Source organism: Meiothermus cerbereus DSM 11376 (genome assembly GCF_000620065.1).
In the GTDB taxonomy this organism is placed as follows: domain Bacteria; phylum Deinococcota; class Deinococci; order Deinococcales; family Thermaceae; genus Meiothermus; species Meiothermus cerbereus.
The window spans coordinates 35,437-55,357 of the sequence record NZ_JHVI01000017.1 but is presented as its reverse complement, the minus strand read 5'-3'; the positions used below and the strand labels follow the sequence as shown (position 1 = coordinate 55,357).

Here is a 19,921-nt window from a genome sequence, read left to right as displayed (position 1 = left end):
AGCAAAAGGCTAACGGTATGTTATGCAAAATGTCAATATGTTCTGTAACAAATGTTCATATTTTTGATTACATATTGCAGATTAGTTCGATACATTTGTTGATTGTTTGATTATTTTGTGCAATATGTATACACGCGCACAGCCGACTCGGAATCCCCGTGGCCCTCACCCCCACAAATGCAACCCGACATACCCCCAAAGGCCGGTTTGGTTCTAAACTAGAAGTTGAACATGACCGAACGGCAACGGCGCATACTGCACCTTCTGGTGGATAGCTATATCCAGACCCAGGCCCCAGTAGCTTCGGGGGTCTTGGCCCAGCAATTGTCGCTGTCGCCTGCTACGGTGCGGTACGAGCTGATTGAGCTCGAGCAGCAAGGTCTAATCGGCAAGCCCCACACCTCAGCCGGGCGCGTCCCCACCCGCGCCGGCTTCCGCCACTATGCGCTCTCCAAACTGCCACCCAGCCCCCTACCCCAGGCCACGCTGGACAAGCTGGCCCAGGTGCTGGATGGGGCTGGCTCGAGGCGGGAAACACTGCTGGTGCAGGTGGCTTCCAAGCTCGCCGGCTACCCGGCCATGCTGCGGCTGCGGCCCCAGCGTGCACCCAAACTGTTGCAGGTGCACCTTTCCAACCTGACACCCGGTAAGGTACTGGCGGTTGCGGTTCTGGAAGGTGGGCGGGTGCGCGAGGCCCGCGTCGAGCTGTCCTTCACGCCCACCGAAGCACAGCTCAACGAAGCAGAGCAGCGCCTGTACAAAGCCGCCGAGCCAATCAGGGCCAGCACACCGGCCATGATGGAGCTATTCGAATCCATCGGAAGGGCCTTTGCCCAGGGTAGCCAGGAGGAGTACCGCGAGGGAATGGGCCTCTTGCTGAGCGAGCCGGAAGCCCAGAACCCCCTGTTCTTGCGCCAGGCCATTGCGGTATTCGAGGCCCCCAGCGACCCCACCTTTACCCCCCCAGGCGGCATGAACGTTCGGGTGGGTGAGGAGGAAGGGCTTTCGCTGGTGCAGGCCGGCATCAAAGTTAACGACCAGGTGGGCGAGCTTACGCTTCTGGGGCCGGTGCGTATGCGCTACGAAAGGGCCTTATCGGTGGCTTTTACCATGAGCCAGGTCTACATGGGAAAGTGGGCGCCCGGTTCTGGACACCCGGCCCATTAATCCAGACAATCTTTAACTATGCGTGTACAGGTATTGTTATTTGCCCTTTACCGTGAGCAAGCAGGGCAGGCCCGGCTGCAGCTCGAGCTGCCCGAAGGCTCGAGCGTTGCCGATGCCAAAGCCCTGCTGGAAGCCCAGTACCCCTTACAGCTCACCGGTGGGCTGGCTGCCATCAACGAGCAGCTCGCTCAGCCCAGCGACCCCCTGAAAGACGGCGACGAGCTAGCTTTCTTACCCCCGGTGTCGGGTGGCTCCACACAAAGCCAGGTAACCGCCAACGACAGCTTTGGCCTAACCTACCAGGCTTTGGCCGTGCAACCCTGGGTAGACTGGGCCTCCGACGACCCCTATGGCGCAGTCATCAGCTTTCTGGGCACCACCCGCAGCCCCAACAAAGGCCTGGCCGTCACCCACCTGGAATACGAAGCCTACCCCAGCATGGCCGAAAAGGTCATGCAGCAAATTATTGCCGAGATGCGCGCGCGCTGGGTGCTGGGCCGGGTGGCGCTCTGGCACCGCCTGGGCCGGGTTCTCCCCAGCGAAGGCTCCATCCTGATTGTGGTCTCGGCGCCCCACCGCCCCGAGGCCTTCGAGGCCTGTCGCTACGCCATTGAGCGGGTCAAGCAGATTCTACCGGTGTGGAAGAAAGAATTTCTGCCCGATGGCTCCTATTGGGTAGAAGGGCACGCACCCGAAGGGCACCGGCTTTAGCCCTGCAGGCCATTCCACCGACCACACCGCCGGGCATAGCCCTGAAATATGAGAAAGCCCGCCCCAGACTGGCTATCCACACATAGCCAATTGGGTTGTCGCGTTGGACAAATGCGAACACCTGTGCTATAAATGACAGGTATGTCTCAGCATAGGGTTTAGTACCCCTGGGGAGACAATCCGTCGCGCAGACCACAAAAACCCAGCCCCAGAGCAATCTGGGCGGGGTTTTGGCGCGATAAACGGCAAAGGCAGAGAGGAAACAGGCGAATGGAAGACCAAGCTACCCAGACTCCAGTGGAAACTGGAAAAGAACCCCAAGTTTTTAGCATGGAGCAAGCCCTGCAAGATGCAGAGGCAAGGCTCGAGAAGACCGTCCAGCGCGGCCAGATTGTCAGCGGCAAAGTGGTGCTCGTCACCAACGATGGCGTAATGGTAGACATCGGGGCGCGCACCGAAGCCATCATTCCGTTCAACCAGCTTACCGAGGAGAACCTGCCCGAAGAGGAACTCAAGAACCTCCTCAAGCCAGGCGACACCGTAACCGCCTACGTGGTGCGGGCCGACCTCGAGAACGGCCAGGTGGTGCTCTCCAAAAAACGGGCCGAAGCCGACCAGAGCTGGGTCAAGATTCAGGCCCTCTACGAGCAGGGCGAGCCGGTGATGGTGGAGGTGAAGGAAAAGGTTAAGGGGGGACTGGTTGCTACCATCGAAGGAATTCGTGCCTTCCTGCCTGCCAGCCAAGTGGATCTGAAGCGCACCCCAGACCTCGACGAATATGTAGGCCAGAAATTCCTGGTCAAAATCATCGAGCTTAACCGCAAAAAGGGCCGGATTATCCTATCGCGGCGCACGGTTCTGGAAGCTGAACAAAAGGCGGCCCGCAGCCAGATACTCGCCAGCCTGAAGGAAGGCGACATCGTCGAAGGGCAGGTTGTCGAGGTAACCGAGTTTGGCGTGTTTGTGGCCCTGGGCGGCGTGGACGGCCTGGTACACCGCAGCGAGATTACCTGGGGCCGCTTCAACCACCCCAAGGACGTGGTGCAAAAGGGCCAGACCGTCAAGGCCAAGGTGCTCTCGGTGGACACCGAGCGCGAGCGGGTCAACCTCTCGATGAAAGCCCTCAGCGAAGACCCCTGGCTGACCGTTTCGGAAAAGCACCCCGTGGGCTCCAGGCTCACCGGCAAGGTGGTAGGTCTGACCCAGTTCGGGGCTTTCGTGGAAGTGGAGCCTGGCCTCGAGGGTCTGATTCACATCTCCGAGCTGTCCTGGGTCAAGCGCCCCAAGCACCCCGGTGAGATCCTGAAGGAGGGCCAGGAAGTGGAGGCCCAGGTGCTGCGTATCGACCCCGTCGAGCGCCGGCTCTCGCTGGGCCTGAAGCAGACCCAGCCCGACCCCTGGAAGAGCCTGCCCGACCGTTACCCCCCTGGCACCCCGGTCAAGGGCAAGGTTACCGGCCTCACCGACTTCGGGGTATTTGTGGAGATCGAGCCGGGCATCGAAGGCCTGATCCACGTCTCCGAGCTGGCCTACGAGCGCATCGAGAAGCCCTCTGAAATGTTCAAGAAGGGGGACGAGGTCGAGGCCGCCATCCTGCAGATTGACCCGGTAGAGCAGCGCATCAGCCTCTCGCGCAAGCGCCTCCTAACCCCACCCCCTCAAGCGGTCGGGGCGCCCAGCGGCGAGGAAGGCGAGGGACGCAAAGGCCGCCGCGAGGGCAAGGATGGCGAGCGCCCCAAGCGTGCGAAGGGCAAAGGTGGTTCCCGCGAAGGCCGTGGCCGCGACCGTGACTACGACTACGGCCTGGGTGGTGGGGCGGCAGCCTACACCAACTACGACCCCAGCGTGGCAACCGCTTCCAACACCAACGTGAAGCTGGGCGACGTCTTTGGCGACCTCCTGAGCCAGCTCACCCTTGAACAGGACAAGGACAAAGAAAAGGCCTGACCTTTACAGCAAGAAAGGCCGCCCCAAGAGGGCGGCTTTTCCTTATAGGCACTGGATATAACCGCACAAAAAAACTTCAGCCTGCATGACCTGACCCCATATCGCACTCTTCACAGGCGTTGCCTCCTATCCAGAAGGCAACTGTGCTATGCAAGCTTCAATAATTGTGAAGAGCGCTCTATAGACCCACAAACTGCCCGTTTTCCTGCAACACCTCGCCATCGGCCAAAAGCCGCCCTCCCTGGCGCAGGTCCAGAATCAGATCCCAGTGAATCGAGGAGGTGTTGCTTCCGCCGGTTTCGGGGTAGCTCTGGCCCAGCGCCAGATGCACCGTACCGCCGATTTTTTCGTCGTAGAGAATCAGGCCGGTGGGGCGGCTGATGCCAAAGTTGGTGCCGATGCCAAGCTCTCCCAGATAGCGGGCCCCAGGGTCGGCCTCGAGCATCCTTTGCAGGTATTCCTCCCCGGTCTGGGCGCTGGCCTCCACCACCCGGCCTTCCCGGAAGCGCAGCCGCACCCCCTCCACCCGCTGCCCCGAAACCACCACCGGCAGGTTAAAGCGCACCTCACCCTCGGCAGAGGCCTCGAGGGGGCCGGTAAACACCTCGCCGCTGGGCATGTTGCGCTTGCCATCGGAGTTAATCCAGGTGCGCCCTTCCACCCGCAGGCGCAGGTCGGTTCCGTCGGCCTGAATACGGATTTCCTTTACCTTTTGCAGCCGCTCGATGAGGGCGGCCTGGAAGGCCGATAGTTCGTTCCAGGCCGCGATGGGGTCGGCGCGGTCGAGGTACAGGGCCCGCTCCACCAAGGCCCGAAAAGCGGCGGTGGACATGCCCGCCTGCTGGGCGTAGCCTGCGGTGGGGTACAGGGTCAGGCACCAGCGCTTGCGGGCTCGCTTTTGGATGTAAGGCCGCCACCCGGTGCGAAACTGTGCGATGCGGGCCGGGGGCACTTCGCTGAGCTCGAGCGGGTTCAAAGCGCTCTCGATACGCAGGCTGGCGTCTACGTGCTCCATCAGCGCCATCTGGGGCGCCGGGGTCTGGTTCAGCCAGGCTTCGCCATACAGGAAAAAAGGCCTCGAGACCGCCGCCGGGAAAAGCTGCACCACAGGGTAAGCGCCGCACTGCAAAACCACCTCCTGCAAGGCCTCGAGCAAAGGTAGCGCAGCGGCTTCGGCTTCAATCAGGACGGTCTGGCCCGGCTGTAAATCCAGGCAGTAGCGGGCCAGCAGAGAGGCAAAACGGCTTTCCATACCCCCAGGTTATACCCATCGAGAAAAACTTCCACCCCTGAAGCGCAAGCGCAAAAATTGAGCACCCAGATCTGTTTTTTGGCCCCGGTGGGCCCTCGAGCGCATATGCACGTGTATTTCGTAGCTTCTGCGCTATGATGTAGAAAGCATGAGCGAAGTCAAAATCACCCCGCTGGCCCGTCGTCTGGCGGAAGAAAACGGCATAGACTGGCGTCAAATTAAGGGCACCGGCCCCGATGGCACGGTGGTCGAGCGGGATATTCTGGCTTTTCTGGCAAAGGTAATGGCAGGTGAGGTTAATCTGCCTCCAGCCCCCGAAGAAGCCGCCCCTCCCCCCAGCGCCGTTCCCGATATGGCCCAGGCCCAGGCCCTTTTGCAAAAGGAGGGGGTACAGCTTGGCGATCTGGTGCCTTCGGCGCCCGCTTCCCCAGCCCCACCGGCAGAATCGGCCCTGCCCACCCTGGAAGACATCGAGTTTGACCTCGATCTCGACCTCGACACAACCCCTCCCCCGGTGCCTCCGGCTGCGGCCGCCTTCGAGGAAGCCCCCACCCTGGCCCCCGAGCCCGAAATTGTGCCCAGCTTCGACGAGCCCGAGCCGCTCACACCCAGCGAGCCCCTTTCCCCGCTCCAGTGGGAAGAACCCGAGCCCTTCCCTCCCCCCATCAACCCGGTAGCGGAGGTCAACCCCGCCCTGACCGACCTGCCCCCGCTGCCCCCCGAGCCCGACCTCGAGCCCTCCAGCGCCTCTCCCAAGCTCATCTGGGAAACCCAGGAGGTTCTGACCAATCTGGAAACACCCGCGCCTGCACCCAGCCCTTTGCAGGCCGGCATGAGTTTCAGCAACACCCCAGCCCCCTTCCCCGTCGCCGAGCTTCCGGGAGAAGCACCCCCCGTGGCCCCCGAGGAAGCCAGCGCTCCAGCAGAAGAACCTACTCTATCCCCAACCCCCGCAGAGGAAGTAGCTGAGCCCCCGACCCCCTCGGAGACACCAGCCCCCGAACTCGCTGTGGAAGCGCCCGCTCCGGCGGCCCCGCCAACCATGCTGCGGATACAGGCCTGGCAACGTCTGGTAGCCATTGGCCCGGCCCAGGAGGCCGCCCAGACCCTGAGCGAGGCCTGGAACATGGAAGTTGGGCTCGAGGCCCTGCTTTACCGCGCAGCCGACAAAGCCCTGGCCGATACCCAGACCCCCCTGCGCCCCACCAAAGGCCGCCTCGAGGGCGACACACTCAAAAGCCTGCGGGTGGCCCCTGCCCAGTCGCTGCGCGGAGCCCTGGACTCTTTGCGCATGGCCTCCGACCCCGCCGAGGGGCTGGTGGTGCTCTCGCTGGTAGACAGCGCTTTTGATCAGGTCATCTTCCCCGGCCTGTCCACCCTCACCCTGGGCCGGGCCAGCGGAGGCCATGCTTTGCTCACCCTAAGCGGCGACCTGGGCACCGAACTGGCCGGAAAGCTGCTGGAGCGGGTGGCCTACTACCTCGAGCGGCCTATCCTGTTGGCCTGAGGGCGGCGGTAATACCGGATTCAAAAAGATAATCATCCAAACCAAAGTCCCCAGAGGCTATCTTTTTGAATCCTAGAGCACTCCCTTCGGTCGGGTTAGTTCGCCGCCATCCGGCGCCGAACTAACCGAATCTGGTATAAGATTTTGATTCTAGCTTTGGAGCTGTGTAAAACCTGCAAAAAGCGCGTCTAATAAACGCTTCCGCTTAACTTCGCTTAAGAAAGGCGTCCTTGCTCTATGCCGGGGGTTGCTCATGTGCTAGGCTCGAGGCATGAAACGAACCCTACTGTGGAGCATGTTGGCAGCACTGGCCGTAGCGCTCTCGAGCTGTATCGTGGTGCTTGACCTACCGGTCTCCAACTTCCGTTTCGAAAGCAACTGGCAGCGCAACTCCGATGGAGCCTACGTTTTTTGCACCAACAAAACCACCCAGATGCGCTACAAATTCCGCGCACCAGACCCCTCGGTGATCGTCTCTATCCAAGAAAGGTACGAAGGCTTTGCATCTGGAGATACCCTTACCCGCAAGCGCCCCCTGAACGACCTCAGCCGCGATGGAAACGACCTGGTATTTGTCGGCACGCTGACTTTTGGTCAGGTGAACGTACCCCAGCGCATGCCCTCGGGCGTGAGCCAGCAGTCCATCGTCGTAAGCCCCATCACCCCACCCCCATCCAACAGCGGTAAAACCACCGTCACGGTCACGGTTACTACGCTCAGTGGTAGCCAGTACTCGGGCTCGTATGACTATGATGTCTACTCCAACTGCCCCTAGAAAGGACTTTTGAACCCTATGCAGCGCTCGCTCTTGCTTCTTTGGTTGGCTTTGGCCCTTTCGTCTTGCATCTTGCTGGTGGAAGACGAGCCCCCGCGCCCCCAGCCGGTGCAGCCCGTAACCCCGGTGACCCCCGTACAGCCCAGCATTGTGACGCCGGGTCCGGGTAGCTTTACCTACCGCTGCAGCGGGGGCACCCTGGTGGTGCGCTACCTGGACAGCAACAGCCTGCAACTCTTTTACGATGGGGCCTTCCAAAACCTAAGCCTGGTGCGCCGTAGCCCCACCCTGCTGTTTAGCGGGGGGGCCTACACCTGGGAGTGGACGGGCAGCCGCGGCACCCTGAGCGTGCGCGGCCAGGTGGTGCTCAGCAACTGCGCGCTGTAGTGGAGGTGGTATGAAAAAACTCGTGGGTATTTTGGGCTTGGCTTTGCTTTCGGCCCTGGCGCAACCTTTGCGCCCCCAGAGCATTATCGTGAACCCCACGCCCCCGCAAGACCTTCAGGTGCGCGTCTGGGTGGACAAAGACCCCAACAAAACCGGCAACCCGGTCTACCAGTTTGGCGAGAACATCCAGATCTCGGTGCAGGTCAGCCAGCCGGCCTATGTGTATCTCTTTAGCGTGCGGGCTACCGGCGAGATTAGCGGCATTCTCCCCAACGCCTTTGAGCAGCAGAACCTGTTGCGCGCCGGCGAGGTGCGTACCTTCCCCGGCCCCGGAGCCCGCTACACCTTTACCGTGGAAGGCCCGGCCGGGCAGGATCGGGTGCTGGCCGTGGCCAGCCGCCGCCCGCTGGATGTCTCGGAGATTATCAACATCCAGACCGGCGAAGCCCGCATCCAGGGCGAGAGCAACCTGGCCCGGGCCCTCTCGATTGTGGTCACGCCCATCCCCACCAACGACTGGGTCTCGGACGAGGCCTACTACATCGCCGGGCAACTGCCCCCACCCCCGCCCACTACCGGCACCCTGTCGGTGAACAGCATCCCCAGCGGGGCCCAGGTGCTGATTAATGGGCGCGTGGTGGGCAATACCCCCCTTACAGTCGAGCTATTGCCGGGTAGCTATACCCTCGAGCTCCGTCGCAGCGGCTACAACCCCCTGCGTACCCCCTTCACCATCCAGGCCGGGCAGGTGACCCAGCTCAACCTGCCGCTCGTAGCCACACCTCCGCCCACCGGCGTGCTGTCGGTAGACAGCAATCCCAGGGGCGCCCAGGTGCTGGTGAACGGCCGGCTGGTGGGCAATACCCCCCTGAACGTCACCCTCAACCCCGGCAGCTACACAGTGGAGCTGCGGCGCAGCGGCTTCAGCCCCTTCCGCACCCTGGTCACCATCCAGGCAGGCCGTACTACGCGCCTGAGCATCAACCTGGTCGGTATCGCGCCACCCCCACAACCTGTGCAGCCGGTGCAACCCGTCCAGCCGGTACAGCCCGTGCAACCCGTACAGCCGGTGCGCCCACCCTCGGGCTCCTTCACCTACACCTGCCAGGGTGGCACCCTGGTGGTGAACTACATCAGCAGCAACCAGGTGCGCCTGTTCTACGACGGGGCCTTCCAGACCCTGCCCCTGGTTCGCAGCGGGGCCGAGCTGGTTTACTCCAACAACACCTACACCTGGGAAATTGGGCAGGTGGGCCGCCTGATCGTGCGGGGCCAGGTGGTGTTGTCGAACTGCCGTATTTAGCCTGGTTGACCTCGAGCCACCCCTAGCGGCTCGAGGTTCTCTTTTTGAAGATTAGTTTACAATCTTTATCAGCTTTTGCTGGAAGATAGAGAACTATGGAATGGCTTACCCAGCCCTGGCCCTGGTATGTGGCCGGCCCCTTGATTGGCCTGACCGTACCCCTGTTGCTCCTGGTGGGCAACCGGCGTTTTGGCATCTCCTCTTCACTAAGGCACGTGTGCGCAGCGCTGGGCAGCCGGCTGCCCTTCTTCCAGTACAACTGGCGGGCCGAAAGCTGGAACCTGGCCTTTGTGCTGGGCATCGTGCTGGGGGGGTTTGTGGCGGGGGTGCTCCTGGGCAACCCCAACCCGGTGCAGCTCAATCCCCAGACCGTAGGGGCGCTAGAGCAGATGGGGGTCTCGGCGGATTCGGGCTTCTTGCCCAGGGAACTTTTTTCCTGGCAGGCGGTGTTGAACCCGGCAGGCTTCTTATTTTTGCTGCTGGGCGGATTCCTGATTGGCTTTGGGGCCCGCTGGGCGGCGGGCTGCACCTCGGGCCACTCCATTACCGGTCTGGCGGCGCTGCAACTGCCCTCGCTGCTGGCAACGCTGGGCTTCTTTGCGGGCGGACTGATAGCGGCCCACATCATCCTGCCCTGGGCGCTCTTCTGGCTGAGGTGAACCATGGCGCTTCCCATCCGTGATGAGTTCGAAGTACAGACACAGGCTGGCCCCGGTAGCGGCTCAGGCCTACTGACCCTCGTACCGTATCTACTAGCCGGGGCTTTTTTTGGGTTGGTGGCCATCCGAAGCGAGATTGCCTCGTGGTACCGCATCTACGAGATGTTCCGCTTCGAGTCGTTTCACATGTACGGGGTGATTGGTAGCGCAGTGTTGACCGCCCTGCTCGCGCTGTGGCTCTTACGGCGACTGGGGGTAAAGTCGCGCGACGGCGAGCCCCTGCACGTCCGCCCGGCTGACCCAGGGCGCTACCGCTATGTGCTGGGGGGGGTGGTGTTTGGGCTGGGCTGGGGGCTGGTGGGGGCCTGCCCCGGCCCCATCTATGCGCTGTTGGGCAGCGGCTACGCCGGGGCAGCAGTGATACTACTCGGAGCACTGCTGGGCACGTATGTGTACGGGCTGGTGCAGCAGCGGCTACCGCACTGAGTCCGTCAGAACCCTTGCAAAAGCGCTAGGGCTTGCTCTATGTGCTCGAGCTCGAGCCGCACCGGCTCCACCTGTGGCAGTCTGGCGAGCTGCTGCCGTCGCGCCAACAGCTCGGCGCTGAGCAGGGGGTGCTTGCTTTTGAGTAACAAAGGCCCAAAGCGCAGGGCCAGCTCGAGCGGCAGCCCGCTGTAGGCCGCGCAAGCGCCCCGCTCCAGGGTGAGGATGCTGTAGCGCCAGAAACCCTCCACCATCTGCTCATTACGCAGGGCATAGCCAGCCTGCAGCGCCCACTGGCGCAGGGGCAGGGCGCTGTCGTTGGGCTGGAGCACCAGGCGGGGCGGTAAGCGTGCTGGGTGGGCCGAGAGAATCCGAACCATCAGGCGGGCCCCCATCCCGCACAGGCTGAGCGAGTCGGCTTCGCCAGGCGACAAAGCCCCCAGACCATCGCCCAGCCGTACCTCGGCAGCGAGGCCCTCCAAGGCCCGCCTGGAGTTCTCCCAGGGCCCCTGGTTCTTCTCCACCACAATCACCCGCTGCACCCGCCCGGAGAGAAGCAGGTAGCGGGGCAGCAGGGCGTGGTCGGAGCCGATGTCGGCGTGGGTGGGGGCCTTTATTTCCTGGGCCACCGCTTGTAGGCGGGGCTCGAGCTTAACGGAAGATCCAGGCATAGGCCAAAAGCAAGGTCAGGAGCGTAAGCGGCAGGCCAAAGCGCAGGTGCTCCAAAAAGCTCAGGTGGTAACCCTCGCGCCGGGCAGCCTCGGCCACGATCAGGTTGGCGACCGAACCCAGGAGGGTCAGGTTGCCCGCCAGGGTCGAGGCCGCCGCCAGCAAAAGCCAGCCCTGGGTGTCGCCTGCGGGTATCAAAGGGTACAAGAGCAGCACCGCCGGAACATTGGAAATCAGGTTGGAAAGCAGCACCGTTACGCCCGCCAGGCCGGGGGCGGTGGTGGCCAGGGGCTCCATCAGGGACAGGATGCCCAGCTCCCGCACCGAGGCCGTTACCATAAACAGCCCCGAAAACATCACCAGCAGCTCCCAGTCTACCCGCATAAAAAATCGTTCGGAGCGAATCCGGCGGCTAAAAAGCAGCAGCCCGGCGGCCACCAGGGCGGCCTGGGCCAGGGGGTAGCCCAGCACAAAGGCGGCCAGCAGAGCCAGGGTAATCCAGAGGCCCTTGAACAACAGCGCCCGGTTTAAGCGAAAACGAAGCGCAGGCAGGGGGGGCAGGGGGGCCCTCGAGCGCACCGCCGGATACAGCGCATACAACAGCCCCACCTGCACCAGCAAGCCCAGCAGGGCCACCGGGGTGAGGGCCGCGGCAAACTCGAGGTAGGTGATCTTCGAAAGGCTCCCCACCACAATGTTCTGGGGGTTGCCGGTCAGGGTGGCCACGCTGCCCAGGTTGGTGGCCCCGGCCAGGGCCAGCAGGTAGGGCACCGGGGGCAACCCCAGGGTGCGGGTGAGGGCCAGCACCAGCGGGGTAAAGAGGATGGCGATGGTGTCGTTGAGGAACAAAGCTGAAAGAATGCCCGTGCCGAAGGTCAGCCAGACCAAGAGGCCCAGCGGCGAGCGGGCCAGGTGTACCAGCCCATTCAGCGCCAGTTGAAAAAAGCCCGCATAGGCCAGGTGGGTGTTGAGCACCATCACCCCGAACAAAAACCCCAGGGTATGGGGCTCCAAAGCCCGCCAGGCCTCCTCGAAGTTGAGCACCCCCAGCACAATCAGAAAGGCCGCGCCGGTAAGCGCAATGGCGGCCCGGTTCATACGATATCCGGGCCAGTAGCCCAGGCCCAGGCCCAGATAGGTGAGCAGCAAAACAGCGTAGGCCAGCAGTTCCACGGCTTTATCCTATCGCGCCCGTTTGAACCTTAGGTTTGGGGCGTCCTTGGGAATTTTTGAGCCACTAAAGCGGAACACCCGCCAGAAGAGGCGGGTGTTCTGGGGAAAAATTACCTTGGGTTGGCCCCGCTACTGTGCCAGGCCCTCGAGCCGGGTCTCGCTCGAGTGCCCCTGCAAAACCAGCAGCAAGGCCTGGGCCTGCTCGAGCCGCTCGATAAAGTAGCTCGAGCCGGTCTCGCTCAGGGCTTCGTACTCACCTTGCTTGTCGTCTATTCGCACTGCTACCACCCGCCGGGCCCGGATGAAGGTCTCGGCCCAGGGTAGGTATTCCTCGGCTCTGCTCATACCCATAAAAGATATGGCAGGAAAACAGAAGACCGTGTCGAAATCCGACATCAAAAACCCCTCGAGCGTTTCTTATACTTCTCTCATTTTAGCGCAGGCTCAGCCAGACGGGGCTATGAAACCAGAGCTGCGCCAGAAACTCCCCCAAACCCACCAGGCTACCGGCCATCACCAGGGTCAGAATGAGCCAAACCGAAACGACCTCGCCCAAAGCAGGCGACTCGGTGCGCCAGAAGCGGGGTTGCCGCACCAGTTGGGCGGCCATCCAAGCGGCAAATACCGTGAGCAAAAGCCAAATAAACCCGAACACCTTGCCCCTAGGGTAGCAGCCCTGTAGGGGGGCACCTGTGCGAAAATACCAGGGCGGAAGTTGCGACCATGTCTGAAGCCAGCCTGCCCATCTATTCGGTTCTGCCCGCGTTGCGAAAAGCCCTCGAGGCGCACCGCACAGCCATCCTGCAAGCACCGCCCAGCGCAGGCAAGAGTACGGTGTTGCCGCTGGAACTGCTGGGCGAGCCCTGGCTAAAGGGCCAGAAGATCTGGATGTTGCAGCCCCGCCGACTAGCCGCCCGCAACGTGGCGGCGCGGATGGCCGACCTGCTGGGGGAGCAAGTGGGCCAGACGGTGGGCTACCAGGTGCGCTTCGAGCGCCGGGTAGGGCCCGCCACCCGCATCGAGGTGCTTACCGAGGGCATCCTGACCCGCCGCCTGCAACATAACCCCGGCCTGGAGGGGGTGGGGCTGGTTATCTTCGACGAGTTCCACGAGCGCAGCCTCCAGGCCGATTTGGGCCTGGTGCTGTGCCGCGAGGTACAAGAGACCCTGCGCCAGGATCTGCGCCTCTTGCTGATGTCGGCCACGCTGGATGGGGAGGGGCTGGGCCGACACCTGGGGGCACCCGTCCTAACGGCAGAAGGGCGGCAGTACCCAGTAGAAATCCGCTACCTGCCCAAAGACCCCGAAGGCCCCCTGCCGGGGGTAGTGGCGGGTGCGGTCTCGCGGGCTCTGGCCGAGCACGAGGGCGACGTGCTGGTCTTTCTGCCAGGCGTCGCCGAGATTACCCGTGTCGAGCGGCTGCTGGCCCTGCGCCACCCTGAGGTTAAGCTCACTCCGCTCTACGGCGACCTGCCGCTCTCGGCTCAGCAGGCCGCCATCCTGCCCGACCCGGCCCGGCGCAAGGTGGTGCTTGCGACCTCCATTGCCGAGACCAGCCTGACCATCGAGGGCATCCGGGTGGTGGTGGACGCGGGGTACTCGAGGCTCCCCCGCTTCGAGGCCAAAAGCGGCCTGACCCGCCTGGTCACCACGCGGGTCACCCGCGATGCCGCAATGCAGCGGGCCGGACGGGCCGGACGCCTGGGGCCGGGGGTCTGCTACCGCCTGTGGAGCCCGGCCACCGACGGGCAGCTTCTGGCCCAGCGCCCGCCGGAGATTCTGGAGGCCGACCTGGCCCCGCTCTTGCTCGAGCTGGCCCGGTGGGGCGTGCGAGACCCCTACGCGCTGGACTGGATCACACCACCCCCCGCCGGGGCCCTCCGACAGGCCCGCGAACTGCTGGAGGCCCTGGGAGCGCTGGAAAACCATAGTCTGACCGAGCGGGGCAAGGCCCTACTCGAGTGGCCCACCCACCCCCGGCTGGCCCATTTGCTACTGGAAGGCCAGGCCTTGCAGCAAAGCGCCCTGGCCGCCGATCTGGCCGCCTTGCTGGAGGAGCGCGACCCCCTGCCCAGGGAGGCCGGGGCCGATCTGGGTTTGCGGCTGGAAGCCCTGCGGCACTGGCGCCAACACCAGCAGGCTTTGCACGGGGCCGAGCCCGGCGCGCTGTCCAGGGTCGAGCGGCTGAGCCAGGAGTGGCGCAGGCGGTTGGGCGTGGTTGCGGATAGCCGCCCCACCGACCCCCACATGGTGGGGCTGCTGGTAGCCCTGGCCTACCCCGACCGTCTGGCCCGCCTACGCGAAGGGGAACGCCTGCGCTACCGCCTCTCGGGGGGGCGTGGGGTACGCCTGGGGGAGGACGACCCCCTGGCCGGCACGCCCTGGCTGGCCGTGGCGCACCTGGACGCTGGCCAGGAGGAAGGGCGCATCTTTCTGGCTGCACCAGTTGAGCCAGAAGATTTATCCCCCCTGGCCCGCCCCGTCGAGAACGTTGCCTGGGACGCCCGCAACGGGGTTCTGCTGGCCCAGCGCGAGCTGCGGATCGGGGAGGTGGTGCTGGCCCGGAAGCCCCTCCTACACCTCGAGCCCAGCAAGCGCCGCGAGGTGTTGTGCCAGGTGGTACGCACAGAGGGCCTGGGTTTGCTGCCCTGGACGGAGGAGCTGCGCCAGTGGCAGGCCCGTGTGCTGAGCCTTAGAAGCTGGCGGCCCGAGGAGGGCTGGCCCGATGTTTCCGATACGCACCTGCTCCAGACCCTCGAGGACTGGCTGGCCCCCTGGCTGAACGGGGTCTCGCGCCGGGAAGACTTTGCTCGCCTCGAGCTTGGCCGCATCCTAGGCGGGCTTTTGCCCTGGCCGCTCCCGGCCCGGCTGGAAGCACTGGCGCCTACGAGGCTCGAGGTGCCCAGCGGTTCGCGCATCAGGCTGACCTACAACCCCGATGGCAGCCCACCGGTGCTGGCAGTCAAACTGCAGGAGTTGTTCGGTCTGGCCGATACCCCCACCGTCAACGAGGGTCGCACCCCGGTCTTGCTGCACCTGCTCTCCCCCGCCGGGCGGCCCATCCAGGTGACCCAGGATTTAAAAAGCTTCTGGAACAACACCTACCTCGAGGTTCGCAAGGAGCTGCGCGGGCGCTACAGCAAACACCCCTGGCCCGAAGACCCCTGGAATGCTGTGCCCACCCGCAAAACCAAGCCGCGATGACCTTAGCATCAACGACGACGACGATAGCGAGCCGCCCAAAGCCGCTTTCCGCGTCCCCGACCTCGAGGCCGGAACCCTGAGCATTTGCCGGGCCTATAGCGCCTACCGCATCACAGGCCCCCAAGACAGCCAGTAGCGCCCGCACCATGCCCATACCTCACGCTACCCTGGAGCGCCTGAAACAGTACCGGGCCTGGTATGCGGAACTGCTGGGCGAGAACCCCAATCCGGCATGTGGGTATTCCCTGGCAACAACTCGAGCAAGCCGCTGGATTACAACGCGCCGGGCCATGCCTTGCGCCGCATTGTGGCTAAGCTGGGTATCCCGCCCTTGCGGGTGCACCACCTCAGGCACAGCTACGGTAGCCACCTGCTGGCTAACGGTGCACCACTGGAACTGGTAGCGGAGCGGATGGGACACGCCAACCCCAACATCACGCTAGGGGTGTACCGGCATCTGCTGGAGCAAGAGCGCCGGGGCTGGGTGATTGACCTTGAAGCCCTACTAACGCAACCCCGCGCTAAGGCCTGAATCCATAAACCGTAAAATCACCGTAAAAGGACAAACCCGAGGGATGCTTACCCTCGGGTTTTTACGTCCTGTACTGGTGCGCCCGGCAGGACTCGAACCTGCGACCTAAGGTTTAGGAAACCTTCGCTCTATCCAAGCTGAGCTACGAGCGCAAAGGGCTTGCCCAGGCAAGCAACCCAGATTCTAGCACCTGCTCGCGCTGACTTCCACGGCCACTTGGGCTTTTAGCGAGCAAACCTCCACAAAGCGCCCACAATCGCCACCGCCGATACCACGTGCATCAGGTTCAGCACCAGCTCGTTGGCGGGGTCGGTGGGAAGGTTGATGGGGCCCATAAAGGAAACCAGCAGAAACACCCCCGCAACCGCCATAAACACGGTCCAGGGGTTGGGCATAAAGCGGGCCAGAACCACCAGCAGCAAGCCCGCGGGCAGGGCCGGAAGCAGGCTGGCCACAATCACCTGCCCAATTTGTAGCGGCACCAGGGTGCTCGAGCCCGGAGCAGCGGTAACCTGTAGGCTAATTCCCAGCCAGCCCGCCACCAAAAACACCACCACGTTGCCCACCGCCGACAGCACCCCCCCAATCAGGGCGGCCCGCCAGATCTTGTCCATCGCTACGCCGGGTGTTGCTTTGCGCATCGGTTCAGACATCTTTATGACCTCCAGGCCCATACTAGCCAGCGAGCTTTTTTTAAACGTGGGCCTGAAGACAGTTGTCGCCCTATCGCAGCTTGCACAGAACACAGCAGTGAAATTAGCAAGGAAGAGCGCCCTATAATATCCGGGTATGCCGGAGTTCGAAGCGGTGGTGGGACTGGAAGTCCACCTGCACCTCAAAACCAAAAGCAAGATGTTCTGCAGTTGCGACGCCGATTATTTCGGTGACCCCCCCAACACCCACACCTGCCCGGTCTGCTTGGGGCTGCCGGGGGTGCTGCCGGTGGTCAACGCCCAGGCGGTAGACTATGGCATTTTGTTTGGGCTGGCTCTGAACTGCCGGATTGCCCCCTGGACACAGTTTCACCGCAAGAGCTACTACTACCCGGATATGCCCAAAAACTATCAGATCTCGCAGTACGACCTGCCCATCGCCGAGCACGGGCATCTGGAGGTGGAGGGGCAGACCATCCGCATCAAACGGGTGCACCTCGAGGAAGACGCGGCCAAGTCCACCCACCCCGAGGGGGCTTCCTACTCCCTCATAGACCTCAACCGGGCCGGTTCGCCCCTCATCGAGATGGTGACCGAGCCGGATATCCGCACCCCCGAGCAGGCCCGGGTCTTCCTCTCCCACATACGCTCCATTGCCCAGACCCTGGGTGTTTCGGATGCCAACCCCGAGGAAGGCAAGATGCGGGCCGATGTGAACGTCTCGGTGCGGCCCGTGGGGGGGCCTTTGGGCACCAAGGTGGAAATCAAGAACCTCAACTCCTTCCGCAGCGTGGCGCGGGCCCTCGAGTATGAGATCAAGCGGCAGCAAGAACTGCTGCGCAGTGGCCGCAAGGTGGAACAGGCCACCCTAGGCTGGGACGAGGCCGCCGGCAAAACCTACGTCATGCGCCTCAAAGAAGGCGAGGCCGACTACCGCTACTTTCCCGACCCCGACCTGCCCCCCATCGTGGTGGACGAGGCCTGGCTTATGCGGCTCCAAGCCAGCATGCCCGAGCTGCCGGCCCAGAAGTATGCCCGCTACGTGGAAGCCGGGGTGCGCCCCTATGACGCGGAAATTCTGGCCTATAGCCCCTCGCTGGCCCAGTTTTTCGACCAAACACTGGCCCACTACCAGGGCAACCCCCAGACCATCGCCAACCTGCTCAACGCCGATGTGGCCGGTTACCTGAACGAGCGGCAACTGGAGGTGCAGCAAACCGCCCTCACCCCCCAACACCTGGCCGCGCTGGCCGGCCTCTTCGAAAGGCGCGAGATCACCAACCGGGTCTTGAGCCAGCTTCTGCCCGAGGTGATGCAAGGGGCCAGCCCGTTGCAGCTGGTGGAGGAGCGCGGCCTGCGCTCGGTCTCGGACGAAAGCACACTGCGGCCCATTGTGGAACGGGTGGTGGCGGCCAACCCCAGGGTGGCGGAGCAGGTCAAGGGGGGCAACCTCAAGGCCGCCAACGCCCTGCTGGGGCCCATCATGAAGGAAACCCGGGGCACCGCCAAGGCCGACGTGGTCAAGAAGATGCTGGGCGAAATGCTGGGGGTCGAGCTGTGAACTATCGGGAAGCAGGGGTGGACATTGACCGCAAGGCGGGTGCCCTGAAAGCCGCCGCCAGCAAGATCAAGGAAACCTACACCCCCCAGGTATTGCGGGGCATCGGGGCTTTTGGGGGGATGCTGGAGGTCTCCCGGCTCAAGGAGATGGCCGAGCCGGTGCTGGTGGCCTCCACCGACGGCGTGGGCACCAAAACCCTCCTGGCCGCCCAGACCGGGCGCTACGGGGGGCTGGGTTTCGACATCGTGAACCACTCGGTCAACGACCTGCTGGTACAGGGGGCCCGGCCCCTCTTTTTTATGGACTACATCGCCAGCGCGCAGCTCGAGGCCGAGGTGCTGGCGGTGGTGTTGGAGTCGCTGGCCGAGGCCTGCAAAGCGGTGGGGATTCCCCTCCTGGGGGGCGAGACCGCCGAGATGCCAGGGGTGTATCAGGAGGGTGGACTGGATCTGGTGGGCACCATTGTGGGGGTGGTGGACAAAGCCCAGGTGGTGGATGGCTCCAGGGTACAGCCTGGGGATGTGCTTCTGGCCCTGCCTTCCTCGGGGCTGCACACCAACGGCTACAGCCTGGCCCGCAAGGTGTTCGCAGGATGGAACCTAGAAGAACCCCGGCCCGAACTGGACGGGCGCTCGCTGGCCGAGGCCCTGCTGGAGCCCCACCGCTGCTACCTGCGCGAGGTGGATCTGCTCCAGCGCGAGGGCCTCGAGATTCGCGCCATGGCCCACATCACCGGCGGAGGGGTGTTTGAGAACCTGCCCAGGGTGCTGCCGGAGGGGCTAGGGGCCGAAATCCGGCGGGGCAGCTTTCCCGTTCCCCCGATTTTTGAGCTTATTCAGCGCGCAGGACAAATCGACGAGCAGGAGATGTACCGCGTGTTTAACATGGGGCTTGGTTACATTTTGGTCCTGAGTCCAGACATGGCATCTGGGGCCAGGACACTTTTACCCCAAACCTACCCGGTAGGCTATATCATGGAGTCGTCAGGGATTAAGGTAGTCTGAAACCCTGCCCCCCACCCTTATGCAAACGAAAGAGCTATGGCTTCTACGCCACGGGGAGACGCCCTGGAATGCCGAAGGGCGCTTTCAAGGGCATTTTGACGTCAATCTCTCGCCCCAGGGTCTGCACCAGGCCTACCGGGTGGCCGAACGCCTGGCCGCCTGCCGCCAGGGCTTCGATGGCCTCTACAGCTCCGACCTGCAACGGGCCGCCCTCACCGCCAAGCCCATCGCCGAGGCTTTGCACCTCACGCCCGTCTACGACCCCCGCCTGCGCGAGATTTATGCGGGCGAACTGCAGGGGCTCTTGCGCAGCGAGATGGAAAAGCTCTACCCCGAGTTCCACCAAGCCATCCAGCGCGACCCCTGGAACACCCGGCGCCCCGGCGGCGAAAGCATGGCCGACCTGGCCCGGCGGGTGCAGGAATTTTTCGAGGAGTTACCAGAAGGGCGGTTCATTGTGGTGACCCACGGCGGGGTCATCCGAGCGGCGCTCAAGATGGTGCTCGAGCTAGAGAACGGTACCTGGCGCAAGTTCCAGATCCAGAACACCTCCATCACCCGCCTGCTCTATCCCGAGGGCGTCGCGCTCTCGATTGGCGATGTGGGCCACCTCGAGGCCTGGGCCGAGGGGCTGATGGACGAAGCCACGCTTTCGTAAAGTCCAACGCTACTTCGACCAGCGGATGGTTAGCTCTTCTTTATCTGCCATGGCTTTTTGCAGCAAGTCCAGCAGGGCGGGGTCGGCGCCCTGCTGGCGCCAGGCCTCGAGCAGATCGGCGTTCAGGTAGTAGTCCTGGTCTTCGGGATGCTCTTCTTCCATCTGCGCGACCAGAAACTCGAGCTGTGCCTGGCTGATCTCGCCGATGTGCTCGCCGGTCTCGGCGTTGAATAGTTGAACCATGTCTTCAGTGTAGCAGGTGGGTATACTTGCGGG

General features: G+C 63.3%; 22 protein-coding genes and 1 tRNA gene. 15 read left to right on the top strand and 8 right to left on the bottom strand.

What is annotated here, in order from left to right; all coding sequences use genetic code 11:
• Nucleotides 1-231: 231 nt before the first annotated feature.
• From Q355_RS0108085 to Q355_RS0108075, 3 genes are all read left to right on the top strand, one after another.
• A complete protein-coding gene (locus Q355_RS0108085; RefSeq protein WP_027877336.1) occupies nucleotides 232-1,167 on the top strand; it encodes a LexA family protein in 936 nt (311 codons plus the stop codon).
• Nucleotides 1,168-1,185: 18 nt separating this feature from the next.
• Entirely contained in the window at nucleotides 1,186-1,878 is a 693-nt protein-coding gene (locus Q355_RS0108080; RefSeq protein ID WP_027877335.1) for a molybdenum cofactor biosynthesis protein, read from the top strand.
• Between the two features lie 270 nt (nucleotides 1,879-2,148).
• The gene (locus Q355_RS0108075) at nucleotides 2,149-3,825 is read left to right on the top strand and encodes a 30S ribosomal protein S1 (RefSeq protein ID WP_027877334.1); all 1,677 of its coding nucleotides are present in this window, start codon (nucleotides 2,149-2,151) and stop codon (nucleotides 3,823-3,825) included.
• 178 nt (nucleotides 3,826-4,003) lie between these two features.
• Here Q355_RS0108075 and Q355_RS0108070 read toward each other — a convergent pair whose 3' ends face one another.
• Nucleotides 4,004-5,077, bottom strand: coding sequence for an aminopeptidase (locus Q355_RS0108070; RefSeq protein WP_027877333.1), 1,074 nt, complete (start codon nucleotides 5,075-5,077; stop codon nucleotides 4,004-4,006).
• Nucleotides 5,078-5,225: 148 nt separating this feature from the next.
• On the opposite strand from Q355_RS0108070, the gene Q355_RS0108065 reads away from it, so the two are divergent.
• The 6 genes from Q355_RS0108065 (at nucleotide 5,226) to Q355_RS0108040 (ending at nucleotide 10,194) form a co-directional block, all read left to right on the top strand.
• Nucleotides 5,226-6,584 carry an E3 binding domain-containing protein gene (locus Q355_RS0108065; protein ID WP_027877332.1) on the top strand — a complete coding sequence of 453 codons (1,359 nt, stop codon included), beginning with the start codon at nucleotides 5,226-5,228 and terminating at the stop codon, nucleotides 6,582-6,584.
• Nucleotides 6,585-6,855: 271 nt separating this feature from the next.
• Nucleotides 6,856-7,359 carry a hypothetical protein gene (locus Q355_RS0108060; protein ID WP_027877331.1) on the top strand — a complete coding sequence of 168 codons (504 nt, stop codon included), beginning with the start codon at nucleotides 6,856-6,858 and terminating at the stop codon, nucleotides 7,357-7,359.
• Nucleotides 7,360-7,377: 18 nt separating this feature from the next.
• On the top strand, nucleotides 7,378-7,746 hold the full coding sequence (locus Q355_RS0108055) for a hypothetical protein (protein WP_027877330.1): 369 nt from the start codon (nucleotides 7,378-7,380) through the stop codon (nucleotides 7,744-7,746).
• A 10-nt stretch (nucleotides 7,747-7,756) separates the two neighbouring features.
• The gene (locus Q355_RS0108050) at nucleotides 7,757-9,049 is read left to right on the top strand and encodes a PEGA domain-containing protein (protein ID WP_027877329.1); all 1,293 of its coding nucleotides are present in this window, start codon (nucleotides 7,757-7,759) and stop codon (nucleotides 9,047-9,049) included.
• 95 nt (nucleotides 9,050-9,144) lie between these two features.
• Nucleotides 9,145-9,708 carry a YeeE/YedE family protein gene (locus Q355_RS0108045; RefSeq protein ID WP_027877328.1) on the top strand — a complete coding sequence of 188 codons (564 nt, stop codon included), beginning with the start codon at nucleotides 9,145-9,147 and terminating at the stop codon, nucleotides 9,706-9,708.
• Between the two features lie 3 nt (nucleotides 9,709-9,711).
• A complete protein-coding gene (locus Q355_RS0108040) occupies nucleotides 9,712-10,194 on the top strand; it encodes a DUF6691 family protein (RefSeq protein WP_027877327.1) in 483 nt (160 codons plus the stop codon).
• Between the two features lie 5 nt (nucleotides 10,195-10,199).
• On the opposite strand, the gene Q355_RS0108035 is transcribed toward Q355_RS0108040, so the two are convergent.
• From Q355_RS0108035 to Q355_RS0108020, 4 genes are all read right to left on the bottom strand, one after another.
• Nucleotides 10,200-10,862, bottom strand: coding sequence for a tRNA (adenine(22)-N(1))-methyltransferase (locus Q355_RS0108035; protein WP_027877326.1), 663 nt, complete (start codon nucleotides 10,860-10,862; stop codon nucleotides 10,200-10,202).
• Nucleotides 10,843-12,033 (bottom strand): anion transporter, encoded by a 1,191-nt coding sequence (locus Q355_RS0108030; protein ID WP_027877325.1) that lies wholly within the window; start codon nucleotides 12,031-12,033, stop codon nucleotides 10,843-10,845. The genes Q355_RS0108035 and Q355_RS0108030 overlap by 20 nt, the downstream gene beginning before the upstream one ends.
• Before the next feature lie 129 nt (nucleotides 12,034-12,162).
• Nucleotides 12,163-12,378: a hypothetical protein gene (locus Q355_RS0108025; protein WP_027877324.1), complete on the bottom strand. Its 216-nt coding sequence runs from the start codon at nucleotides 12,376-12,378 to the stop codon at nucleotides 12,163-12,165.
• A gap of 88 nt (nucleotides 12,379-12,466) precedes the next feature.
• Nucleotides 12,467-12,688: a hypothetical protein gene (locus tag Q355_RS0108020; protein WP_027877323.1), complete on the bottom strand. Its 222-nt coding sequence runs from the start codon at nucleotides 12,686-12,688 to the stop codon at nucleotides 12,467-12,469.
• Between the two features lie 68 nt (nucleotides 12,689-12,756).
• On the opposite strand from Q355_RS0108020, the gene hrpB reads away from it, so the two are divergent.
• The 3 genes from hrpB (at nucleotide 12,757) to Q355_RS17125 (ending at nucleotide 15,769) form a co-directional block, all read left to right on the top strand.
• Nucleotides 12,757-15,237 (top strand): ATP-dependent helicase HrpB, encoded by a 2,481-nt coding sequence (gene hrpB / locus Q355_RS0108015; RefSeq protein ID WP_027877322.1) that lies wholly within the window; start codon nucleotides 12,757-12,759, stop codon nucleotides 15,235-15,237.
• Nucleotides 15,203-15,373 carry a hypothetical protein gene (locus Q355_RS17130; protein ID WP_245597530.1) on the top strand — a complete coding sequence of 57 codons (171 nt, stop codon included), beginning with the start codon at nucleotides 15,203-15,205 and terminating at the stop codon, nucleotides 15,371-15,373. Before hrpB ends, Q355_RS17130 begins: the two co-directional genes overlap by 35 nt.
• 96 nt (nucleotides 15,374-15,469) lie before the next feature.
• Nucleotides 15,470-15,769, top strand: a complete 300-nt coding sequence (locus tag Q355_RS17125) for a tyrosine-type recombinase/integrase (RefSeq protein ID WP_027877321.1) — start codon at nucleotides 15,470-15,472, stop codon at nucleotides 15,767-15,769.
• A 74-nt stretch (nucleotides 15,770-15,843) separates the two neighbouring features.
• Here Q355_RS17125 and Q355_RS0108000 read toward each other — a convergent pair.
• Together Q355_RS0108000 and Q355_RS0107995 are read right to left on the bottom strand one after the other, a co-directional pair.
• A tRNA-Arg gene (locus Q355_RS0108000) sits at nucleotides 15,844-15,921 on the bottom strand.
• 72 nt (nucleotides 15,922-15,993) lie between these two features.
• Nucleotides 15,994-16,422, bottom strand: a complete 429-nt coding sequence (locus Q355_RS0107995; protein WP_156941891.1) for a DUF6069 family protein — start codon at nucleotides 16,420-16,422, stop codon at nucleotides 15,994-15,996.
• Between the two features lie 136 nt (nucleotides 16,423-16,558).
• Between Q355_RS0107995 and gatB the strand changes: the two genes are divergently transcribed.
• Genes gatB through Q355_RS0107980 form a run of 3 tightly spaced genes read left to right on the top strand, consistent with a single transcriptional unit; the run spans nucleotide 16,559 to nucleotide 19,645 of the window.
• Nucleotides 16,559-17,983: an Asp-tRNA(Asn)/Glu-tRNA(Gln) amidotransferase subunit GatB gene (gene gatB, locus Q355_RS0107990; protein WP_027877319.1), complete on the top strand. Its 1,425-nt coding sequence runs from the start codon at nucleotides 16,559-16,561 to the stop codon at nucleotides 17,981-17,983.
• Nucleotides 17,980-18,987 carry a phosphoribosylformylglycinamidine cyclo-ligase gene (purM, locus tag Q355_RS0107985; RefSeq protein WP_027877318.1) on the top strand — a complete coding sequence of 336 codons (1,008 nt, stop codon included), beginning with the start codon at nucleotides 17,980-17,982 and terminating at the stop codon, nucleotides 18,985-18,987. Before gatB ends, purM begins: the two co-directional genes overlap by 4 nt.
• 19 nt (nucleotides 18,988-19,006) lie before the next feature.
• The gene (locus tag Q355_RS0107980) at nucleotides 19,007-19,645 is read left to right on the top strand and encodes a histidine phosphatase family protein (protein WP_036259017.1); all 639 of its coding nucleotides are present in this window, start codon (nucleotides 19,007-19,009) and stop codon (nucleotides 19,643-19,645) included.
• Nucleotides 19,646-19,654: 9 nt separating this feature from the next.
• On the opposite strand, the gene Q355_RS0107975 is transcribed toward Q355_RS0107980, so the two are convergent.
• On the bottom strand, nucleotides 19,655-19,888 hold the full coding sequence (locus Q355_RS0107975; RefSeq protein WP_027877316.1) for a hypothetical protein: 234 nt from the start codon (nucleotides 19,886-19,888) through the stop codon (nucleotides 19,655-19,657).
• Nucleotides 19,889-19,921: the final 33 nt, after the last annotated feature.

Coding starts and splice junctions, on each gene's coding strand:
- Q355_RS0108085 (WP_027877336.1), top strand. CDS start 232: ATGACCGAACGGCAACGGCGCATACTGCACCTTCTGGTGGATAGCTAT.
- Q355_RS0108080 (WP_027877335.1), top strand. CDS start 1,186: ATGCGTGTACAGGTATTGTTATTTGCCCTTTACCGTGAGCAAGCAGGG.
- Q355_RS0108075 (WP_027877334.1), top strand. CDS start 2,149: ATGGAAGACCAAGCTACCCAGACTCCAGTGGAAACTGGAAAAGAACCC.
- Q355_RS0108070 (WP_027877333.1), bottom strand. CDS start 5,077: ATGGAAAGCCGTTTTGCCTCTCTGCTGGCCCGCTACTGCCTGGATTTA.
- Q355_RS0108065 (WP_027877332.1), top strand. CDS start 5,226: ATGAGCGAAGTCAAAATCACCCCGCTGGCCCGTCGTCTGGCGGAAGAA.
- Q355_RS0108060 (WP_027877331.1), top strand. CDS start 6,856: ATGAAACGAACCCTACTGTGGAGCATGTTGGCAGCACTGGCCGTAGCG.
- Q355_RS0108055 (WP_027877330.1), top strand. CDS start 7,378: ATGCAGCGCTCGCTCTTGCTTCTTTGGTTGGCTTTGGCCCTTTCGTCT.
- Q355_RS0108050 (WP_027877329.1), top strand. CDS start 7,757: ATGAAAAAACTCGTGGGTATTTTGGGCTTGGCTTTGCTTTCGGCCCTG.
- Q355_RS0108045 (WP_027877328.1), top strand. CDS start 9,145: ATGGAATGGCTTACCCAGCCCTGGCCCTGGTATGTGGCCGGCCCCTTG.
- Q355_RS0108040 (WP_027877327.1), top strand. CDS start 9,712: ATGGCGCTTCCCATCCGTGATGAGTTCGAAGTACAGACACAGGCTGGC.
- Q355_RS0108035 (WP_027877326.1), bottom strand. CDS start 10,862: ATGCCTGGATCTTCCGTTAAGCTCGAGCCCCGCCTACAAGCGGTGGCC.
- Q355_RS0108025 (WP_027877324.1), bottom strand. CDS start 12,378: ATGAGCAGAGCCGAGGAATACCTACCCTGGGCCGAGACCTTCATCCGG.
- hrpB (WP_027877322.1), top strand. CDS start 12,757: ATGTCTGAAGCCAGCCTGCCCATCTATTCGGTTCTGCCCGCGTTGCGA.
- Q355_RS17130 (WP_245597530.1), top strand. CDS start 15,203: ATGCTGTGCCCACCCGCAAAACCAAGCCGCGATGACCTTAGCATCAAC.
- Q355_RS17125 (WP_027877321.1), top strand. CDS start 15,470: ATGTGGGTATTCCCTGGCAACAACTCGAGCAAGCCGCTGGATTACAAC.
- Q355_RS0107995 (WP_156941891.1), bottom strand. CDS start 16,422: ATGTCTGAACCGATGCGCAAAGCAACACCCGGCGTAGCGATGGACAAG.
- gatB (WP_027877319.1), top strand. CDS start 16,559: ATGCCGGAGTTCGAAGCGGTGGTGGGACTGGAAGTCCACCTGCACCTC.
- Q355_RS0107980 (WP_036259017.1), top strand. CDS start 19,007: ATGCAAACGAAAGAGCTATGGCTTCTACGCCACGGGGAGACGCCCTGG.
- Q355_RS0107975 (WP_027877316.1), bottom strand. CDS start 19,888: ATGGTTCAACTATTCAACGCCGAGACCGGCGAGCACATCGGCGAGATC.